At 67.5% G+C, this 17,399-nt stretch carries 20 protein-coding genes and 2 tRNA genes; 11 read left to right on the top strand and 11 right to left on the bottom strand.

Annotated features, from left to right (window positions below; translation table 11 throughout):
* Nucleotides 1-28 precede the first annotated feature (28 nt).
* The 3 genes from ACIQTX_RS07245 to ACIQTX_RS07235 form a co-directional block, all read right to left on the bottom strand.
* On the bottom strand, nt 29-1,153 hold the full coding sequence (locus tag ACIQTX_RS07245) for a YgfZ/GcvT domain-containing protein (RefSeq protein ID WP_402970642.1): 1,125 nt from the start codon (nt 1,151-1,153) through the stop codon (nt 29-31).
* A gap of 1 nt (nt 1,154) precedes the next feature.
* Entirely contained in the window at nt 1,155-1,757 is a 603-nt protein-coding gene (locus ACIQTX_RS07240) for an FABP family protein (protein WP_028503346.1), read from the bottom strand.
* Between the two features lie 150 nt (nt 1,758-1,907).
* Complete coding sequence (locus ACIQTX_RS07235; protein WP_028503348.1) at nt 1,908-2,198, bottom strand: hypothetical protein; 291 nt, start codon at nt 2,196-2,198, stop codon at nt 1,908-1,910.
* A 72-nt stretch (nt 2,199-2,270) separates the two neighbouring features.
* On the opposite strand from ACIQTX_RS07235, the gene ACIQTX_RS07230 reads away from it, so the two are divergent.
* The 7 genes from ACIQTX_RS07230 (at nt 2,271) to pstB (ending at nt 10,372) form a co-directional block, all read left to right on the top strand.
* A complete protein-coding gene (locus ACIQTX_RS07230; RefSeq protein WP_028503349.1) occupies nt 2,271-2,954 on the top strand; it encodes a response regulator transcription factor in 684 nt (227 codons plus the stop codon).
* A 51-nt stretch (nt 2,955-3,005) separates the two neighbouring features.
* A complete protein-coding gene (locus ACIQTX_RS07225) occupies nt 3,006-5,171 on the top strand; it encodes an RNA degradosome polyphosphate kinase (protein ID WP_105528074.1) in 2,166 nt (721 codons plus the stop codon).
* On the top strand, nt 5,168-6,157 hold the full coding sequence (locus ACIQTX_RS07220; protein ID WP_105528048.1) for an NUDIX hydrolase: 990 nt from the start codon (nt 5,168-5,170) through the stop codon (nt 6,155-6,157). The genes ACIQTX_RS07225 and ACIQTX_RS07220 overlap by 4 nt, the downstream gene beginning before the upstream one ends.
* Nucleotides 6,158-6,308: 151 nt before the next feature.
* Nucleotides 6,309-7,415: a phosphate ABC transporter substrate-binding protein PstS gene (gene pstS / locus ACIQTX_RS07215; protein ID WP_402970636.1), complete on the top strand. Its 1,107-nt coding sequence runs from the start codon at nt 6,309-6,311 to the stop codon at nt 7,413-7,415.
* Between the two features lie 92 nt (nt 7,416-7,507).
* A complete protein-coding gene (gene pstC / locus ACIQTX_RS07210; RefSeq protein ID WP_028503353.1) occupies nt 7,508-8,458 on the top strand; it encodes a phosphate ABC transporter permease subunit PstC in 951 nt (316 codons plus the stop codon).
* A 1-nt stretch (nt 8,459) separates the two neighbouring features.
* The gene (gene pstA / locus ACIQTX_RS07205) at nt 8,460-9,563 is read left to right on the top strand and encodes a phosphate ABC transporter permease PstA (RefSeq protein ID WP_105528047.1); all 1,104 of its coding nucleotides are present in this window, start codon (nt 8,460-8,462) and stop codon (nt 9,561-9,563) included.
* 29 nt (nt 9,564-9,592) lie between these two features.
* The gene (gene pstB / locus ACIQTX_RS07200; RefSeq protein WP_028503355.1) at nt 9,593-10,372 is read left to right on the top strand and encodes a phosphate ABC transporter ATP-binding protein PstB; all 780 of its coding nucleotides are present in this window, start codon (nt 9,593-9,595) and stop codon (nt 10,370-10,372) included.
* Between the two features lie 74 nt (nt 10,373-10,446).
* Here the strand turns inward: pstB and ACIQTX_RS07195 are convergent, their stop codons facing one another.
* From ACIQTX_RS07195 to sigK, 4 genes are all read right to left on the bottom strand, one after another.
* A complete protein-coding gene (locus ACIQTX_RS07195) occupies nt 10,447-11,331 on the bottom strand; it encodes an aminodeoxychorismate lyase (RefSeq protein WP_028503356.1) in 885 nt (294 codons plus the stop codon).
* A gap of 189 nt (nt 11,332-11,520) precedes the next feature.
* Nucleotides 11,521-12,150 (bottom strand): DNA-directed RNA polymerase subunit beta, encoded by a 630-nt coding sequence (locus tag ACIQTX_RS07190; protein WP_105528045.1) that lies wholly within the window; start codon nt 12,148-12,150, stop codon nt 11,521-11,523.
* A 29-nt stretch (nt 12,151-12,179) separates the two neighbouring features.
* On the bottom strand, nt 12,180-12,974 hold the full coding sequence (locus ACIQTX_RS07185) for an anti-sigma factor domain-containing protein (RefSeq protein ID WP_402970631.1): 795 nt from the start codon (nt 12,972-12,974) through the stop codon (nt 12,180-12,182).
* Nucleotides 12,971-13,570, bottom strand: coding sequence for an ECF RNA polymerase sigma factor SigK (sigK, locus tag ACIQTX_RS07180; protein ID WP_028503359.1), 600 nt, complete (start codon nt 13,568-13,570; stop codon nt 12,971-12,973). The genes ACIQTX_RS07185 and sigK overlap by 4 nt, the downstream gene beginning before the upstream one ends.
* Nucleotides 13,571-13,763: 193 nt before the next feature.
* Between sigK and ACIQTX_RS07175 the strand changes: the two genes are divergently transcribed.
* The 3 genes from ACIQTX_RS07175 (at nt 13,764) to ACIQTX_RS07165 (ending at nt 15,387) form a co-directional block, all read left to right on the top strand.
* Nucleotides 13,764-14,420 (top strand): fasciclin domain-containing protein, encoded by a 657-nt coding sequence (locus ACIQTX_RS07175; protein ID WP_028503360.1) that lies wholly within the window; start codon nt 13,764-13,766, stop codon nt 14,418-14,420.
* 134 nt (nt 14,421-14,554) lie between these two features.
* A tRNA-Lys gene (locus tag ACIQTX_RS07170) sits at nt 14,555-14,627 on the top strand.
* Between the two features lie 214 nt (nt 14,628-14,841).
* Nucleotides 14,842-15,387, top strand: a complete 546-nt coding sequence (locus ACIQTX_RS07165; RefSeq protein WP_402970626.1) for a type 1 glutamine amidotransferase domain-containing protein — start codon at nt 14,842-14,844, stop codon at nt 15,385-15,387.
* Nucleotides 15,388-15,396: 9 nt separating this feature from the next.
* Here the strand turns inward: ACIQTX_RS07165 and ACIQTX_RS07160 are convergent, their stop codons facing one another.
* Nucleotides 15,397-15,912, bottom strand: coding sequence for a CGNR zinc finger domain-containing protein (locus tag ACIQTX_RS07160; RefSeq protein WP_105528040.1), 516 nt, complete (start codon nt 15,910-15,912; stop codon nt 15,397-15,399).
* Nucleotides 15,913-15,937: 25 nt separating this feature from the next.
* Here ACIQTX_RS07160 and ACIQTX_RS07155 point away from each other — a divergent pair, with 25 nt between their 5' ends.
* Nucleotides 15,938-16,153, top strand: a complete 216-nt coding sequence (locus ACIQTX_RS07155; protein ID WP_402970623.1) for a hypothetical protein — start codon at nt 15,938-15,940, stop codon at nt 16,151-16,153.
* Here ACIQTX_RS07155 and ACIQTX_RS07150 read toward each other — a convergent pair.
* The 3 genes from ACIQTX_RS07150 to ACIQTX_RS07140 all read right to left on the bottom strand — a co-directional run bounded on the left by ACIQTX_RS07150 (nt 16,143) and on the right by ACIQTX_RS07140 (nt 17,394).
* Nucleotides 16,143-16,676, bottom strand: coding sequence for a DUF1697 domain-containing protein (locus ACIQTX_RS07150; RefSeq protein ID WP_402970620.1), 534 nt, complete (start codon nt 16,674-16,676; stop codon nt 16,143-16,145). The two genes, ACIQTX_RS07155 and ACIQTX_RS07150, sit on opposite strands and share 11 nt — an antisense overlap.
* Entirely contained in the window at nt 16,673-17,254 is a 582-nt protein-coding gene (locus ACIQTX_RS07145) for an isochorismatase family protein (protein ID WP_105528037.1), read from the bottom strand. The genes ACIQTX_RS07150 and ACIQTX_RS07145 overlap by 4 nt, the downstream gene beginning before the upstream one ends.
* A 67-nt stretch (nt 17,255-17,321) precedes the next feature.
* Nucleotides 17,322-17,394: transfer RNA gene (locus ACIQTX_RS07140), tRNA-Thr, on the bottom strand.
* Nucleotides 17,395-17,399 lie beyond the last annotated feature (5 nt).

The following is a 17,399-nucleotide window of genomic DNA, read 5'->3' as shown; positions in this document are numbered from 1 at the left end:
GCCGATCGACCTCAGCCGTCGATCGAACTCAGTTGCCGGCGCTGCGCGGGTCTGGCGCCGAGGGACGCCGCGAAAGACGTGTGAGGCGCGGGATGTCGGCGGTGGCCCCGGCATCTGCCGGCACGATCACCTGCTGGGATGCCGCGATGTCGATGCCGTCGGCGCGCACCACGAGGTCGCCGATCGGAGCGCGTCGGGAGAGGATCGCGAGGGCGATCGGACCATCTTCATGATGACGCGCCACCGAGGTGAGGTGTCCGACCTCGTCGTCGCCGGCGAAGACCGGAGCACCGGGCTCCGGCAGGACCGCATCGCTGCCGTCGAGGTGGAGCGCGGCGAGACGGCGCGGAGGGTGCCCGAGGTTGTGCACCTTGGCGACGGTCTCCTGCCCGCGGTAGCACCCCTTGTTCAGGTGCACCGCGCTGCGGATCCAGTCGGACTCGTGCGGCAGGGAGCGCTCATCGACCTCTGTCGTCCAGCGAGGGCGCCAGGCGGCCACGCGCAGCGCCTCGGCGGCGAGCAGACCCGCCAGCGCATCGCGATCGAGCGAAGCGGCGAGCGCATCCGCCGCTTCATCGGTCAGGATCGCGACCCGCCACGCGAAGTCAGCGGCAGGATGCTCGGCGACCTCGGAGTACTGGTGTCCTCCGACGCTGATCCGCTGCCAGGGGTCGGCCCAGACGAGGGGCAGGCCGTTCGGTGCGAACGGCGCAGCGGATGCTGCCGACGCGACGGGCCCGCCATCGATGTAACCGACCAGCATGAGGTCTGATCGAATGCCGACCGTGGCCTGAGTGCGGAACTTCATCCGGGTCAGCCAACCGGCGAGCGCCTCGGCGTCGCCGGCGTCTGCGATGAGCCAGGTCGACGCACCGTCGTCGAGGACACCGGCTGCGTGTTCGACGCGGCCCTGTGGGTCGAGCACCAGGAGCTCGGTGCTCTCTCCGGGAGCCAGATGCCCCACCGCCTGCGAGGTGATCGAGTCGAGCCAGGTCAGTCGCTCGGGGCCCGCGACCTCGATCACGGTGCGGTCGCCGAGGGGGGCGAGAGCTGCGCCATCGGCGAGACGTCGCTGCTCGCGGAAGGCGTCGCCGAAGTGCATGATCAGATCGCCGTCGGAGACGACGCCGTCGATCTGGCTGAAGCGGGTCATGTCAGACCTTGGCCAGCCGCGCCGAGGCGTGCGAGCGCAGCGGGGTACCGAGGGCGGCGATGTCCCACGCCCACAGCAGGTGACCGTCGACGAGCCCGTACATGCGCGACGAAGCCGTGTGCACCTTGGCGCCGGCGCTACGCACGACGGCGTCGGAGCCGATATCGATGCGCGGACCGTTGATCTCGCCGATGTAGAGCTCGAGGGCACCGTCGGAGTGCGCGAGCGAAACCTCGATCGGGAATCCGCCACTCGGAGCGCGGAGCTCCTCGACATCGTCGACCGTGCGCGCGACTGCGGGGCCGGTGGCCGGGAGCAGGGCCGGACCGGGATCCGCTTGCGTCGCCGGCCGCGCGAGCCGCCAGAAGCCGGTCTCGGCGAGCAGCGCCGCAGCCGGGGCTCCGTCTTCGGAGAGGAACGTCGCGGTGCCCGAGTAGTTCAGGAAGGGGCCGCCGTCATGGCTGAAGCTGACCCGGTGCGTGAACTCCCCCTGCAAGCGCTCATCGCCGACGGGATAGTCGATGACGCCGGTGCCCTCCCAGACGCCGATCAGCCACGCGAAGGGGACGAGATCGGCCGGAAGGTCGACGGGCAGTTCGAGCACGATCGCGTCAGCGCTGGCCGCGGAAGAGGTTGCGCAGCACCACTGCCGAGACGAAGACGATAGCGAGGCTCGCAAGGCCCAGCAGGCCGATGAAGAACATTTCGAGCGCCATGAGGTCCATGTGCTCCACCTTACCGCGCCGCGCCGCACTCAGGTCGGGATCAGCGCCGCGAGGCCGAAACCGATCGAGACGAGCCCCATCAGCAGCAGGGCGCCGATCACACTGCCGGCCACCCGGAAGATGAAGCCCTGCGTGCGCCCGTACCGGAGCTGCACCGCGAACGACAGCAGCACAGCACCCCCGAAGCCCACCAGCAGCCACGGAACGCGCCATTCCTCCGGAACGAAGATGCCGATCGCGACGGTCGCGACGAACGCCGCGACCCACACGCCGGCCACACCGACGAACGCGTTGCGTGGTGCGAGTGCTGGATCCGTCATGTCACCATTGTTGCGCATCCGCTCCCGGTATCATGGCGGCACGGCGTCGATCCGCGTCGGTGAGGAGTGCGCGTGGCCCAGGTGCTGGTACTTACCAACGCTTCGCTCTCGGAGCAGGTGCTGCCCGCCCTTGAGTTGTTGAGCCATCGTGCTCGCCAGATCCCGGCGGAGCCGGCGCAACTGGTCAGCGCCCCGGACTACGACGTCGTGATCGTCGACGGCCGTCATGACCTCGTCGCCGCGAAGTCGCTGTGCCGCCTGCTGCGAACGGCCGGCCAGGACGCACCTCTGCTGCTGGTGGTCACAGAAGGCGGCATGAGTGCACTGTCCGGCGACTGGGGGATCGATGACGTCCTCCTCGCCACCGCGGGACCGGCCGAGATCGATGCCCGGCTCCGCCTCGCACTGGCCCGCCGCGACGAGGTCGCCGAACCCGCGCGGGTGCAGGCGTCCGGCGTCACGATCGACGAGCAGTCGTACTCGGCGAAGTTGCGCGGCAGAGCCCTGGATCTCACCTATAAGGAATTCCAGCTGCTGCATTTCCTGGCCACCCACCCTGCTCGCGTGTTCACGCGCGAGCAGCTGCTCAGCGAGGTCTGGGGTTACGACTACTTCGGTGGCACCCGCACCGTCGACGTGCATGTGCGAAGGCTCAGGGCGAAGCTCGGCGACCAGGAGCAGATCATCGGCACGGTGCGCAACGTCGGCTACCGCTTCAACGTCAACGAGGACGAGAGTCTCGTCAACGCCGGATGACGATCGGCTCCGTTCACACACGCGTCACCTCACGGTGATTAGATGTACCCCATGATCGATCCCGCACTCGCCGACGCCGGCCTCGGTGACGCCGAAGACGACGACTTCGACGCCATCGAGTCGCCCGACTCCCTGCTCCCCGACCACCGCTACCTGGATCGCGAGCTTAGCTGGCTCGCTTTCAACCAGCGTGTGCTGGAGCTCGCGGAGGATCCGTCACTGCCCGAACTCGAACGCGCCAACTTCCTGGCGATCTTCGCGAGCAACCTCGACGAGTTCTTCATGGTGCGCGTCGCCGGCCTCAAACGTCGCATCATGACCGGTCTCGCGGTGCCGACCAACATCGGCCGCTCCCCCGTCGACGCGCTCGCCGACATCTCCCGCGAGGCCCACGCGCTGCAACTGCGCCACGCGGATGCCTGGATCTCGCTGGTACGCCCCGCCCTGGCCGAGTCCGGCGTCGAGATCACCGACTGGTCCGAGCTCACCGACGGCGAGCGCTCGGCGCTCTCCGAGTACTTCCAGGCTCAGGTCTTCCCCGTGCTCATGCCGCTCGCGGTCGACCCGGCGCACCCGTTCCCCTACATCTCGGGCCTGTCGCTGAACCTCGCGATCCGCATCCGCAATGCCCGCACCGGTCGCCAGGAGTTCGCACGCCTCAAGGTGCCGCCCATGCTCCCGCGGTTCGTCGAGGTGCCGGGAGGCGGCGAGATCAAGCGCTTCCTGCGGCTGGAAGAGCTCATCGCCAACCATCTGGGCGATCTGTTCCCCGGCATGGAGGTGCTCGACCACCACGCCTTCCGCCTCACCCGCAACGAAGACGTCGAGATCGAGGAAGACGAGAGCGAGAACCTCATCCAGGCGCTCGAGGCCGAGCTCCTGCGTCGACGTTTCGGGCCGCCGATCCGCCTCGAGATCACCGACGACATGGACGACGTCACGATGGACCTGCTGGTCCGCGAACTCGACATCACCGACCTGGAGGTCTATCGCCTCCCCGGGCCGCTCGACCTGCGGGGCCTGTTCGATCTTTCGCGCATCGACCGCCCCGACCTGCGCTACCCGCCGCATCTGCCGACCACCGCCGTGGCCTTCCAGCCGGCAGGATCGAGCACTCGAGCCGACATCTTCAAGGCGATCCGCAAGTCGGATGTGCTCGTGCACCACCCGTACGAGTCGTTCACCACGAGCGTGCAGGCCTTCCTCGAGCAGGCCGCGCGCGACCCGCACGTGCTCGCCATCAAGCAGACCCTGTACCGCACCTCCGGCGACAGCCCGATCGTGCAGGCTCTGATCGACGCGGCGGAAGCAGGCAAGCAGGTGCTGGCCCTCGTCGAGGTCAAGGCCCGCTTCGACGAGGCCAACAACATCGTCTGGGCGCGCAAGCTCGAGAAGGCCGGCGTGCACGTGGTCTATGGCCTCGTCGGCCTGAAGACCCACTGCAAGCTCGCCCTCGTGATCCGCGAAGAAGACGGCAAGCTGCAGCACTACTCCCACGTGGGCACCGGCAACTACAACCCGAAGACCAGCCGCATCTACGAGGACTTCGGGCTGTTCACCGCCGACGCGCAGGTGGGCAAGGACCTGACGCGACTCTTCAACGAACTCAGCGGCTACGCGATCGAGAAGAAGTTCAAGCGTCTCCTGGTCGCACCCCTGCACCTGCGCAAGGGCCTCGTCCGACAGATCGACGCCGAACGCAAGAATGCCGAAGCCGGGATCCCCGCGCACATCCGCATCAAGGTGAACTCGATGGTCGACGAGGAGATCATCGACGCGCTCTATCGTGCGAGTGCGGCCGGAGTGAAGGTCGACGTCTGGGTGCGTGGCATCTGCAGCCTTCGTACCGACCTCGACGGCATCAGCGACAACATCACGGTGCGCAGCATCCTCGGTCGATACCTGGAGCACTCGCGCATCTTCGCCTTCGAGAACGGCGGCGACCCGCAGGTGTACATCGGCAGCGCCGACATGATGCACCGCAACCTCGACCGCCGTGTAGAGGCCCTGGTGCGCGTCACCGACCCCGCCCACCTCAAGGAGCTCGAGGCCTTCTTCGACCTGGCGATGGATGCCGGAACCACCTCGTGGCATCTCGGCGCCGGCGGCGTCTGGGAGCGCCACGCCGTCGATGCGGAAGGCAAGCCACTGATCGACCTGCAGGATAAGACCATGGGGTTGATCCAGCGGCGCCGTCGCGCACGGGCCGTTCGATGAACACTCGGCAGCTGCAGCTCCCCGCCGACACGACGACGAACTCGAAGTGGACGGACAAGGCCGTGTACGCGGCGGGGGCCGTCGTGTGGCGCCTCGTGGAGGGCAAGCTGCGGATCCTGCTGATCCACCGCACCAAGTACCGCGACATCACCCTCCCCAAGGGCAAGGTCGATCCCGGCGAGATGCTCGCCGAGACGGCCGTGCGGGAGGTGCACGAGGAGACCGGCATCCGGGTCTCGCTCGGAGTGTCGGTGGGCGTGAGCCGCTATCACCTCGCCTCGCAGAAGCAGAAGGTCGTGCACTACTGGGCGGCTGAGGCCACCGATGCCGCGATCCGGGAGTCGACGTTCGTCCCCAACCGCGAGATCGCCGCGCTCGAATGGGTCAGCGTGAAGAAGGCGCGTTCGCGTCTGAGCTACCCCGTCGACCTCGAGATCCTCGACTTCTTCTCCAACCTCGTCGACGACGGCGTGCTGCGCACCTTCCCGGTGATCGCGCTGCGGCATGCGAAGGCCACGCCCCGCTCGGAGTGGGACGGGTCGGATGCCTCCCGGCCACTCACCGAACGCGGACGGAAGCAGGCGAAGTCGATCGTCGGACCGCTGCGTGCCTTCGGTGTGCGCCGGATCGTGACGAGTGACGCCGTGCGCTGCGTCGAGACGATCACTCCTCTCGCGCGTGCGCTCGATCGCAAGCCCGTGAAGACCGAGAAGATCAGCCAGGACGCGTGGGAGGACGGCGAGTCCGACCTGCGATCGGTCGTCGGCCGCCGCATCCGCGCCGGCAAGCCGACCGTGCTGTGCAGCCACGGCCCGGTGCTGCCCGGCCTGCTTTCGGAGATCGCGCTGGCCACCGGCACCATCCAGGGGTCGTATCTCAGCAGTGCGTCGGACCTCGAACCGGCGGCGTTCTCGGTCGTGCATCTCTCTGCCACCAACCCCGGATCCGGCATCATCGCGATCGAGACGCACATCCCCAAGGTCTGACGCACCCTTGATTTCTCGCGGGAGCACCCCAGAGAGTCGCCCGTCGTTCACCTGCCGTTCACCTGCTCGGGAGAGTCTCGTTAACCGTCGCCCATAGCGTCACTGTGTGCCCTGCACCGGGCCCCACCCATTCCAGATCGAAGGATCCACAGTGAAGATCTCCCGAATCGCACGAATCGGCGCCATCGGCGCCGTCGCCGCTCTCGCCCTCGCCGGCTGTGCCGCGAACGAAGCCGGCACCGGTTCCACCGACGAGCCCGCCTCCAGCTCCACGGCCGTCAGCGGCTCCCTGGTCGGCGCGGGCGCCTCCTCGCAGCAGGTCGCCATCCAGGCCTGGACCGCCGAGTTCCAGAAGACCAACCCCGACGCCCAGGTCGAGTACGACCCGCAGGGCTCGGGCGGCGGCCGCGAGTCGTTCCAGCAGGGCGCAGTCAACTTCGCCGGCTCCGACCGCGCGTTCAAGACCGACGAGATCGCAGCCGGCGGCTTCGGCGCGTGCGTCGACGGCTCCGACCTCATCGAGATCCCGGCCTACGTCTCGCCCATCGCCATCGTCTTCTCGCTCGACGGCGTGGACGAGCTGAACCTCGACGCCGAGACGGTCGCGTCGATCTTCGCCGGCAAGATCAGCAACTGGAACGACCCGGCGATCGCCAAGGACAACCCCGACGCCAAGCTCCCCGACCTCGCCATCACGCCGGTGCACCGCTCCGACAAGTCGGGCACCACGGGCAACTTCACCGACTACCTCGCCCAGACCGCGGGTGACGTGTGGACCGCCGGCAGCGTCGAGGAATGGCCTGCCGACCTCGCCGGCGAGTCCGCCGAGAAGACTTCGGGCGTCGCCAACGCCGTCAAGGGCGGACAGGGCCTCATCGGCTACATCGACTCCTCGCAGGCCGCCGACTTCTCGGCCGTCAACGTCAAGGTCGGCGACAAGTTCGTGCCGCACTCGGCCGAGGGCGCTGCGGCAACGCTCGACGCGTCGAAGATCGAGGAAGGCCGCACCGATGGCGACCTCGCCTTCGCGATCGACCGCACCACGACCGCTGACGGCGCGTACCCCGTGCTGCTCGTCAGCTACCTCATCGGCTGCGCCGAGTACGAGGACGAGAACGTCGCCGCACTGACCAAGGCGTTCTTCACCACCGCGATCAGCGCAGAGGGCCAGGACGTCGCCGCGACCAACGCCGGCAGCGCTCCGATCTCGGACGACCTGCGCACGCAGGCCCAGGCTGCGATCGACCTCATCAAGTGAGCCAGTGACGGTCTCCGGGATGCCTCGCGGCATCCCGGAGACCGTCTGCTCGCGTCAGACACCCGATCTCCACTGAGCAGGAAGCAGCTCCCATGACAGCCACGACCTCGCCGGCGTCGACGCGCATCGTCGCGAAGAAGCGCGCCGGTGACCTCTGGTTCTCCGGAACGGCGGTCGCCGCCGGATCCATGATCATGATCACGCTGGCCGCGGTCGCGATCTTCCTCATCGTGCAGTCGGTCCCGGCTTTCACCGCCACGGCCGAGGATGCCTCGCTCCTCAAGACGAACTTCTGGGACTACGTCGGCCCCCTCCTCTTCGGCACCGTCTGGGCGGCCTTCCTGGCTCTCCTCCTGGCCGTGCCGCTCTCGCTCGGCGTGGCGCTGTTCATCACGCACTACGCACCGCGGCGCCTCGCCCAGGGCCTCGGGTATGTCGTCGACCTGCTCGCCGCCGTCCCCTCGGTCGTGTTCGGCCTCTGGGGCATCCTGGTCCTCGCCCCCGCTGTTCAGCCCATCTACGTCTGGCTGAACACGAACGCCGGCTGGATCCCCTTCTTCGGCGGTGTCGTCTCGCCGACCGGGCGCACGATCCTCACCGCCGCCATGGTGCTCGCGGTCATGGTCGTCCCGATCATCACCGCCATCTGCCGCGAGATCTTCCTGCAGACCCCTCGCCTCCACGAAGAGGCCGCCCTCGCGCTCGGTGCCACCCGCTGGGAGATGGTGCGGATGGCCGTGCTGCCCTTCGGCCGCTCCGGCATCGTCTCCGCCTCCATGCTCGGCCTCGGCCGCGCGCTCGGTGAGACCATGGCCGTCGCGATGGTGCTGTCGGTGAGCAAGGCCGTCACGTTCGAGCTGCTCACCTCCACGAACCCCTCCACGATCGCGGCGAACATCGCGCTGACGTTCCCCGAGGCGTACCAGGTCAACATCAACATCCTCATCGCGACCGGTCTGATCCTGTTCGTCGTGACGTTCGTGGTGAACGCTCTCGCACGCTGGTTCGTGAACCGCCGCAAGGAATTCTCGGGAGCGAACTGACATGACCGTTACCGCCCCTGAATCCGCTCGCACGGCGAGCGCGGCTCCTTCCAGCCTCTCGCTCAGCTCGGGACACCTCCCCCGCTGGTCGCCCTGGGCTCTTCTCGGCCTCTCTCTCCTCATCGGATTCACGCCTTTCGCCATCACGGCGCTCGCCAGCGGCTCCGACCTCAACATCGCCGGCTCCGTCGTCTTCGGGGCCATCATCTACCTCGTGCTCATCTACGTGATGTCACGCATCATCGAGAGCCCCCGCAAGGCGCTCGACCGCCTGATCACCGGAATCGTCACCTCGGCATTCGCGATCGCGATGGTGCCGCTGGTCTCCGTCGCCGTCACTGTGGTCGCCAACGGCCTGGCCCGCTTCGACGGACTCTTCTTCTCGTCATCGATGCGCGGAGTGCTCGGCGAAGGCGGCGGCGCACTGCACGCCATCATCGGCACGCTCCTGGTCACCCTCGCCGCAGCGGTCATCTCGATCCCGATCGGCCTGATGACGGCCGTCTACCTGGTCGAGTACGGCAAGGGCGGGCGCATGGCCCGCACCATCACCTTCCTCGTCGACGTGATGACGGGGATCCCCTCGATCGTCGCCGGCCTGTTCGCCTACGCCGTGTTCGCACTGATCTTCGGCCCGGGTGTGCGGATGGGCATCGCAGGCTCCGTGGCCCTGGCCGTGCTCATGATCCCGGTCGTCGTGCGCTCCACCGAGGAGATGCTGCGCCTCGTGCCCAACGAGCTGCGCGAAGCGGCTTACGCGCTCGGGGTGCCGAAGTGGCTCACGATCGTCAAGGTGGTCCTTCCCACCTCGATCGCCGGAATCACGACGGGCGTGATGCTCGCCATCTCCCGCGTGATCGGCGAGACGGCGCCACTGCTTCTCACGGCGGGATTCACCGACGCCATGAACTACAACCTGTTCAGCGGACGCATGCAGACGCTCCCGGTGTTCACCTACTCTCAGTACGCGTACCAGGGCATCCCCGCTGAGGCGTACGTGGAACGGGCCTGGGCCGCCGCCCTGACACTCATCATCATCGTCATGCTGCTCAACCTGATCGCGCGGCTCGTCGCGAAGATCTTCGCCCCCAAGTCCGGCCGCTGAGCCCTCGATCCGACAAGCAAGGAACTGCAGTGTCCAAGAGCATTGAAGTCAACGACCTGAACGTCTACTACAGCGACTTCCTCGCAGTGGAGGGCGTCTCCCTCGACATCCAGCCGCGCAGCGTCACCGCGTTCATCGGCCCCTCCGGCTGCGGCAAGTCCACGTTCCTGCGCACGCTCAACCGCATGCACGAGGTCATCCCCGGCGCCCGCGTCGAGGGAGAGGTGCTGCTCGACGGCAAGGACCTCTACGGCCCCGGCATCGACCCCGTGCTCGTGCGCCGCCAGGTGGGCATGGTGTTCCAGCGCCCGAACCCGTTCCCCACGATGTCGATCAAGGAGAACGTCCTCGCGGGCGTGAAGCTCAACAACAGCCGCATGTCCAAGAGCGATCAGGACGCCCTCGTCGAGAAGTCGCTCACCGGCGCGAACCTGTGGAACGAGGTCAAGGACCGTCTCGACAAGCCGGGCTCCGGTCTCTCCGGCGGCCAGCAGCAGCGTCTGTGCATCGCCCGCGCCATCGCCGTGTCGCCCCAGGTGCTGCTGATGGACGAGCCGTGCTCCGCCCTCGACCCCATCTCGACCTATGCGATCGAGGAGTTGATCGGCGAGCTCAAGAACGAGTTCACCATCGTGATCGTGACGCACAACATGCAGCAGGCGAGCCGCGTGTCCGACAAGACCGCGTTCTTCAACATCGCCGGCACCGGCAAGCCCGGCAAGCTCATCGAGTACGACGACACGACCTCGATCTTCACCACGCCCTCCGTGCAGGCCACCGAGGACTACGTCTCCGGCCGCTTCGGTTGATCTGAAGCGCACGCGAAGCGGGCCCGGGAACTTCGGTTCCCGGGCCCGCTTCGCGTTTCGGCGGCGTCGAGGCCTCAGTCGCGGGGTGAGAGCAGGTAGCGGTTCAGGTCGGCCGTGAGGGTGTGGTCGACCGGGAGGGAGACGCCGTCGAGGGCGGTGATCGCCGCGGCGAGGCGGACACTCGACACCAGCCAGGCCGCATCCGCGCGGGCAAGATCCGTCGCCGGAATTCGGTCGTAGCCCACCTCGAAACCCTGGGCGGCGAGGTGCTCGTACACGCTGAGCTGCGTCGTGCCGTGCAGGATGCCGCCGTTCGGTGCCGGTGTGACGAAACGGTCGCCGAAGCGGAGGATCAGCGACGCCGTCGGCGCCTCCAGCACGAAGCCGTCGCTCGAGAGGAAGATCGCGTCGTCCGCCCCACGGCGGTGCGCCTCGCGCAGTGCGGCCATGTTCACGGCGTACGAGAGGGTCTTCGCCCCCAGCAGCAGCCACGGTGCCCGCTCGGCCGCACCCAGGTCGTACCCCCGGTCGAGGGTGACGACGCGCACACCGTTCTCGCGCACTGCCGAGAAGTCGGATGCCGGTGCCGCCGTCACCCACGCGGTCGGGGTGGGCCCGTGCTCGACGCCACGGCTGAGGATGAGCTTGATCACGGACTCGCCCGCACCGAGCTGCTCTGCCGCCCGATCGACAGCCTGACGCCACTGCACGAGATTAGGGGCCGGCAGGTCGCAGAGCCGAGCCGAGTGCGCGAGCCGTTCGAGGTGCGCGACGACCTCCTGCGCGTGTGCGTCGACCACGCCGATCGATTCGAACACCCCGTCGCCGCGCTGCGTGCTCAACTCGCCGACACTGAGCGCCGGGGCCGCCGCATCCACCTGCGTGAAGGTGTCGCCGTAGTCGGTGCGCTGCTCGTCGGCAGCGACAGGATCGATCATCAGGGCAAAGCGCCGGGTCATGATCCGAGCCTAGAGGGCGGGAATACCCACGGCCGCATCGCGTTACAATTGAACGGCCGGGCCGCATAACCCCGGGCTCCATTTTTTGCCGCTTTGAGCGGCCTTCCGCCGTGAGGCGTTTTTGCGGCCCGGTCTTCTCATACCTGGGCGCTTCTCATACCCAGGCGACGCCGCAAAGCTCCCTCAGGCTCAGGACAGGGCGTCCGTCCGCCAGAGCACGGCAGCGGCCGCGAGGTCCTGCCCGTAGCTGCTCAGTCGCAACGCCCTCGTCGTCAGCTCGCTGGCTCGTGCGGGTTCGGTCAGCTCGTAGTCGTCAGCGGTGTGAGTCGCCCCCGAAGCCTGCACGCGGCAGAATGCGGCGGCCCGGTCGAGCGCCACGGCGAAGTCACCGCGGAAAGCGCCGCGCAGGATCGTGTCGATGAGCGCGACGAGTTCGTCCGGGCTCGCGGGCACAGGTGCCCCGGCGATGACCGCATCCGCCGACCTCAACTCGACGCGCCCCCGGTCGTACAAGAGCGCGGCCGTGTGCGGATCACCATGGATCGCGAGCTGCAGCACGTAGAGGCGCCAGAGCGCACCGGGCAGCGTACGCGAAGGCGCTTTCGACCACAGCTCGGCGATCTCGTCGATCCCGTGTTCGGAGGTGAAGGCCACGAGCCGCTCGGCACTCGCCCCACTCTCGTCGGCGCGGACGCGAGCGAGCAGCGCGGATGCCGTGGCATGCGCGATGCGTGTCTCCTCGGCAGGATCATGCGATCCCACGATGTTGTCGAAGGCACTCGTCGGACGGCGCACAGGTCGGTGGTACTGCTCGGGCATCACACCAGGCTACGCGCGATCCGTGATGCTCACGCCGTGGGGATGACGATGACCGGATCGGAGGTGGGCTGTCCCGTCGGGGAGCCGCCGTCCTGCTCGACGGTCACCGCGATCGCGTCACCGGCCTGCATTTCGCCGGCGAGCAGCGCGGTCGCGTCTCCCCCATCGACGTCGAAGACGCCGGCAGAGACCGGGGTGTCTCCCCGCACGAACCAGAGTTCGTAGGTCTCGCCCTCACCCGGGCTCGGGATGCCGTCGGCGACCAGTACGACCTTGCCTGTCGAAGGAGACCAGTGCGCCGTCGCGGTTCCGCCGTCGAGGGCGACAGTTGCCTGTGCGGCGTCTCCCGCTGCTTCGATCTCCTGCAGAGCGACCACGCTCGCGGGACGATTCAGCTGTTGGTTCAGGGCGACGGCACCGACTCCGACGCCGACCAGCACGGCCAGGCATGCCGCGAGGGCGAAGACGGTACGCGCCCAACGGCGCTGCTTCGGCTTCGGAGTGGATTCGGGTTCGGAGTGGCTCGAAACGGCCGGGCTCTCGTCGACCGAAGAAGCCTCTGCCCCGGCGATGCCATCGGTGCCCTCGCTGCCATCCTGCGGCGTGCCGGCGATCTGCGCGAGCAGGGCGGAACGGATGTGCGCCGGAGCGACCACGGGCTCGATCGGATCGGCGAGCAGCGCTGCCGCAGCGGCATCCGTCTCGGTCACGGTCAGCCACTGCGGATGCGCGGCGAGGGCCGCACGATAGCGGCGCTCGTCTTCTGCGGAGAGCGAGTTCAGCGCGGCACCTGCCGCGAGCTCCGCGAACTCCTTTTCGTTCATGCCGTCACCCCCATCGCCGTGCGCAGACGGGTGAGCCCGTCTCGCATCCGTGTCTTGATAGTCCCCAGCGGCGCTCCCACGAGGGCCGCGATCTCGTTCTGACTGTAACCGCCGTAGTACGCGAGGACGAGTGCTTCGCGCTGCGCCTCGGGAAGCCCCGAGAGCGCTTGCACGACCTTCCCTCCCTCGATCCCCAACTCGACCTGCTCCGCGACACTGTCGTGCGCGACGCCGATGTCCTTGAAGCCTGCTCTCACGTCTCGGTCAGCGCTCGACTGCGATGCTCGCACCCGATCGATGGCCCGGCGATGAGCGATCGTCATGATCCACGCTCGTCCCTGACCTCTGTTCGGAGCGAAGCGCGAAGCGGATTGCCAGATCTCGAGAAAGACCTCCTGGAGCACCTCTTCGCTCTGGGCGCGGTTGACCAGCACCCGGAGGATGAGACCGAAAACGCGGGAGGAGAGCGTGTCGTAGAGAGCCGCGAAGGCAGCCTGGTCACCGGAGGCGACGCGGACGAGGAGGTCGGCGACAGCATCCTGCGTCGCCCCGTCCTCTGGAACGTCAAACCCATCGATGACCATCTCCACCAGCATGCCGCATCTCCTCCCCGATCACATGCAGACGTCACCCGAATGTGAAGGAATAGACCTCGAGACCGGTCTACTCCGGTGGTGCGATCGGATCGTTTCGAAGATTTCTCAGATTCCCTCCATCCGATCCCGGGAGTGCTCCGAACAGATGTCGACGCCACGGAGAGGCCGTGGCTCAGTTCTGAAGGAGCTCGACATGTTCAGCACCAAGAAGAAGGTCACCGCGGCAATCACCCTCGGCCTGGCGAGCGCATTCCTGCTCTCCGCCTGTTCCATGGGCAGCACCACCGCGGACGAGTCGACCGAGCCCAAGGCTCCGGAGACGTCGGAGTCGACGCCCACGGAGATGGACCCGGCGGCCAACCTCGTCGGCCCCGGCTGCGCGGCATACGCCGACGCCGTGCCGGACGGCGCAGGATCCGTCCAGGGCATGTCCCAGGACCCGGTGGCGGTCGCCGCATCGAACAACCCGCTGCTGACCACGCTGGTCGCGGCAGTGAGCGGAAAGCTCAACCCCGACGTCGACCTGGTCGACACGCTCAACGGCAGCGAGTTCACCGTCTTCGCACCGGTGGATGACGCCTTCGCGAAGATCGACCCCGCGACCATCGAGGCGCTCAAGACCGACAGCGCCACGCTGAGCTCGATCCTGACGTACCACGTGGTCCCCGGCCAGATCGAGCCCGCTGACATCGACGGCATGCACACGACCGTGCAGGGTGCCGACCTCGAGGTCACCGGCAGCGGCGACGACCTGAAGGTCAACGGCGTCAGCGTCATCTGCGGTGGAGTCCAGACCGCGAACGCGACCGTGTACCTGATCGACTCGGTCCTGATGCCCCCGGCATCCTAAGCCGGGACTGCCGGGTGGAGGACCCGGCACGCGCCCTTCACGGAGGCAGGGGGAGGAACTCCGGGAAGGATTGGGGCCGTCGGCGGTGCTGTGTCGCCGACGGCCCCTCGTCGTGCGCACTAGACTTTGATGAGGGGCCTCTAGCTCAGTTGGCAGAGCATCGGACTTTTAATCCGCGGGTCGTGGGTTCGAGCCCCACGGGGCCCACCGCATAGGCAGCATCTCGTCAGCCATGGCAGGAGTTCAGCGGACCCACCAGCTGGCGTTCGGCGCCAGGTTTCGGGTCTTCTCTGCTGTCCCACCGGCTCATCCCTGTACCACCGGCTCCTCGCATCGGCCACCCCCTTCACACCCGGCACGGCTCGGGAGAGTGTCGAGTCACCCCCCGCACAGCGGGCGACTCTCCACGAAAGGACGAACGATGGCTCTCACCGGAAACCGAGTGGCATTCCTGGCGACGGACGGATTCGAGGACAGCGAGCTCACCAGCCCCTGGGATGCCGTGACCGCCCAGGGCGCGAGCGCCACCATGATCGCCCCGGCCGGCGCGGCCATCACCGGTAAGAACGGCCACGAACAGGCCGTCGATCTACTGGCCTCCGACACGACCGCTGACCAGTTCGACGCGCTGGTGCTTCCGGGAGGCGTCGTCAACGCGGATCATCTGCGCCTCGACAAGGCATCCATCGACCTCGCTCGCGCCTTCTTCGAGCAGCACAAGCCCGTCGGTGTGATCTGCCACGGTGCCTGGATCCTCATCGAGGCCGATGTCGTCGACGGACGCACGCTCACCAGCTATCCGAGCCTGACCACCGACCTGCGCAATGCAGGCGCGACCTGGGTGGATGAAGAGGTCGTCGTCGATGACGGCCTCGTGTCCAGCCGCACACCAGAGGATCTGCCCGCGTTCAACGCGAAACTCGTCGAGGAGATCGGCGAGGGGAAGCACGCCGGTCAGACCGCCTGAGATCGATGCTCAGGCACGCGCCCGGTGCCGACGGACAGCCGCGCGATTGGCGCAGCGCACGGAGCAGAAGCGCTGGCGACCGTTGCGGGTCACATCTGCCACGACGTTCGTGCACGGCGCGGCCTGGCAGCGTCCGAGCCTGCTCATCCCCCGCGTGACGAGATGCAATGACGTGCCGAGGCTGATGATCGCCCTGAGCACATAGGGCAGCGACGGGACGTCGTCGCGATAGTGCAGGTGCCAGCCTTCGCCGTCGTGGTTGGTCAGGCGCGGGTAGGCGGCCGCGCCGGCGAGCTGCGCGTTCAGAAGCTGCGCCCTCGCGTCGGGATCGGCTTCATCGACGATCAGGAGCCAGTCGTCGATGACGGCCCTGACCTTCTCGTGGTCGTCAGCGGCCGGCGGGAAGGTCTGCGTCATGCCGAGCTCGAGGGTGCGTTCCTCGATCCCGGCGCGATCTCCCGGCCAATCGTTGGCCAGTGATGCGGCGAGCAACACCGCATATTCACCGTAAGGGTTGAGATGCATAAGACCATTACATCACGCTGGACACATGACATCGTCGAACACGCTTCCGATCCCCCGCGTCCACTCCGCCACGAAGACGCACGAGCACGCTTGGCTCGTGGAGTCGCGGCATCCGACGAGCGAGGGCATCGTGCTCTATGTGCAGTGCTCCGGCTGCAGCACCCGTCGTGTCGATCTGCAGCCGCACCCGAACATGCCGCCTCGGGCACTGAGCGCCGAGTCGGGAGGAGTCACTTCGTGAGTTCGATGAGTTTGCGGGTCGTGCGGAGGTTGCGAGCAGTGCCCGCGACACCCAGCGCACGGTCCAGCACGGCCTTGGTGAGCTTGGTCGAGTGCACGCCGCCGCTGCCGTAATCGATCCACAGATCATTCCCGATGAGGGCGAGACGCTCGTCCGGGAGGAGTCGCTGCTCCAGCGCCTCCAGCGCGCCGGCCGACGGTGTTCCTGCCAGGAACATCGCGTGCACGAACTTCACATCCCCTTCGGGAAACGGCTGTGCGGACTCGGACGAGACCAGCTGCGCATGGGTCCGATGGATGACGGGGGTGTCGACGCCGAACTCCTCGTGGATCGCGGCACGAACACCGGCGCACGCGACTTCCGGATGCTTCGGCGTCTCGCAGATGATGTTGCCGCTGGCGATATACGTGGAAACGCCGGCCACAACAGTCTCGGCCGCCAGCACCTCGCGGAGCCGAGCCATGGGCACGCTGTTGCGCCCGCTGACGTTCACGGCCCGCAGCAGCAGCACGCTGCGACTCATGCGCCTGCGCTCTCGGCAAGCTCCGCTCCCGCATGGACGAGCTCCGCCAGCGCCGCCTCACTCGGATCCTTCGCGACGCCTGCCACGAGGTCGGTCAAGATGCGGACGTGGACTCCGTGCGCGATGGCGTCGAGTGCAGAGGCACGGACACAGTGGTCTGTGGCGAGCCCCACGACATCGGCACTGAGCACGCCCGCAGCGGTCAGGATCGCGCCCACGGTCTCTCCTGCCTCCGTCTCGCCCTCGAACATCGAATAGGCGGGTCTTCCCTGCCCCTTGCGGACGTGATGCGTCACGGCAGCAGTCACCAGGAGCGGATCGTATGCGGCCCCTTCGGTTCCCGCGACGCAGTGCACCGGCCAGGAATCGACGAAGTCCGGTGTCTCGGCGAAGTGCCCTCCGTTGTCGCCGTCCGCATCATGCCAGTCACGCGAGGCGATGATCACCTCGTAGTCGGCGGAGTTCGCAGCGAGGAAAGTGGTGATGGCGGTGGCGACCGCGTCACCGCCCGCGACGGCGAGCGCGCCACCCTCGGTGAAGTCGTTCTGCACATCGACGATGAGAAGTGCTCTGCTCATACTCCGAGCGTACGCCGCGGGGAACGGGAAAGGCCCCGTGATGTTCTTCACATCACGGGGCCTTCGGAGCCGCCTGTCAGAATCGAACTGACGACCTTCTCATTACGAGTGAGATGCTCTGCCGACTGAGCTAAGGCGGCGTGCG

Origin of the sequence: Microbacterium sp. NPDC090281 (genome assembly GCF_044769635.1) — a bacterium.
Lineage (GTDB): Bacteria > Actinomycetota > Actinomycetes > Actinomycetales > Microbacteriaceae > Microbacterium.
This window is presented reverse-complemented; position numbering and strand designations above follow the sequence as displayed.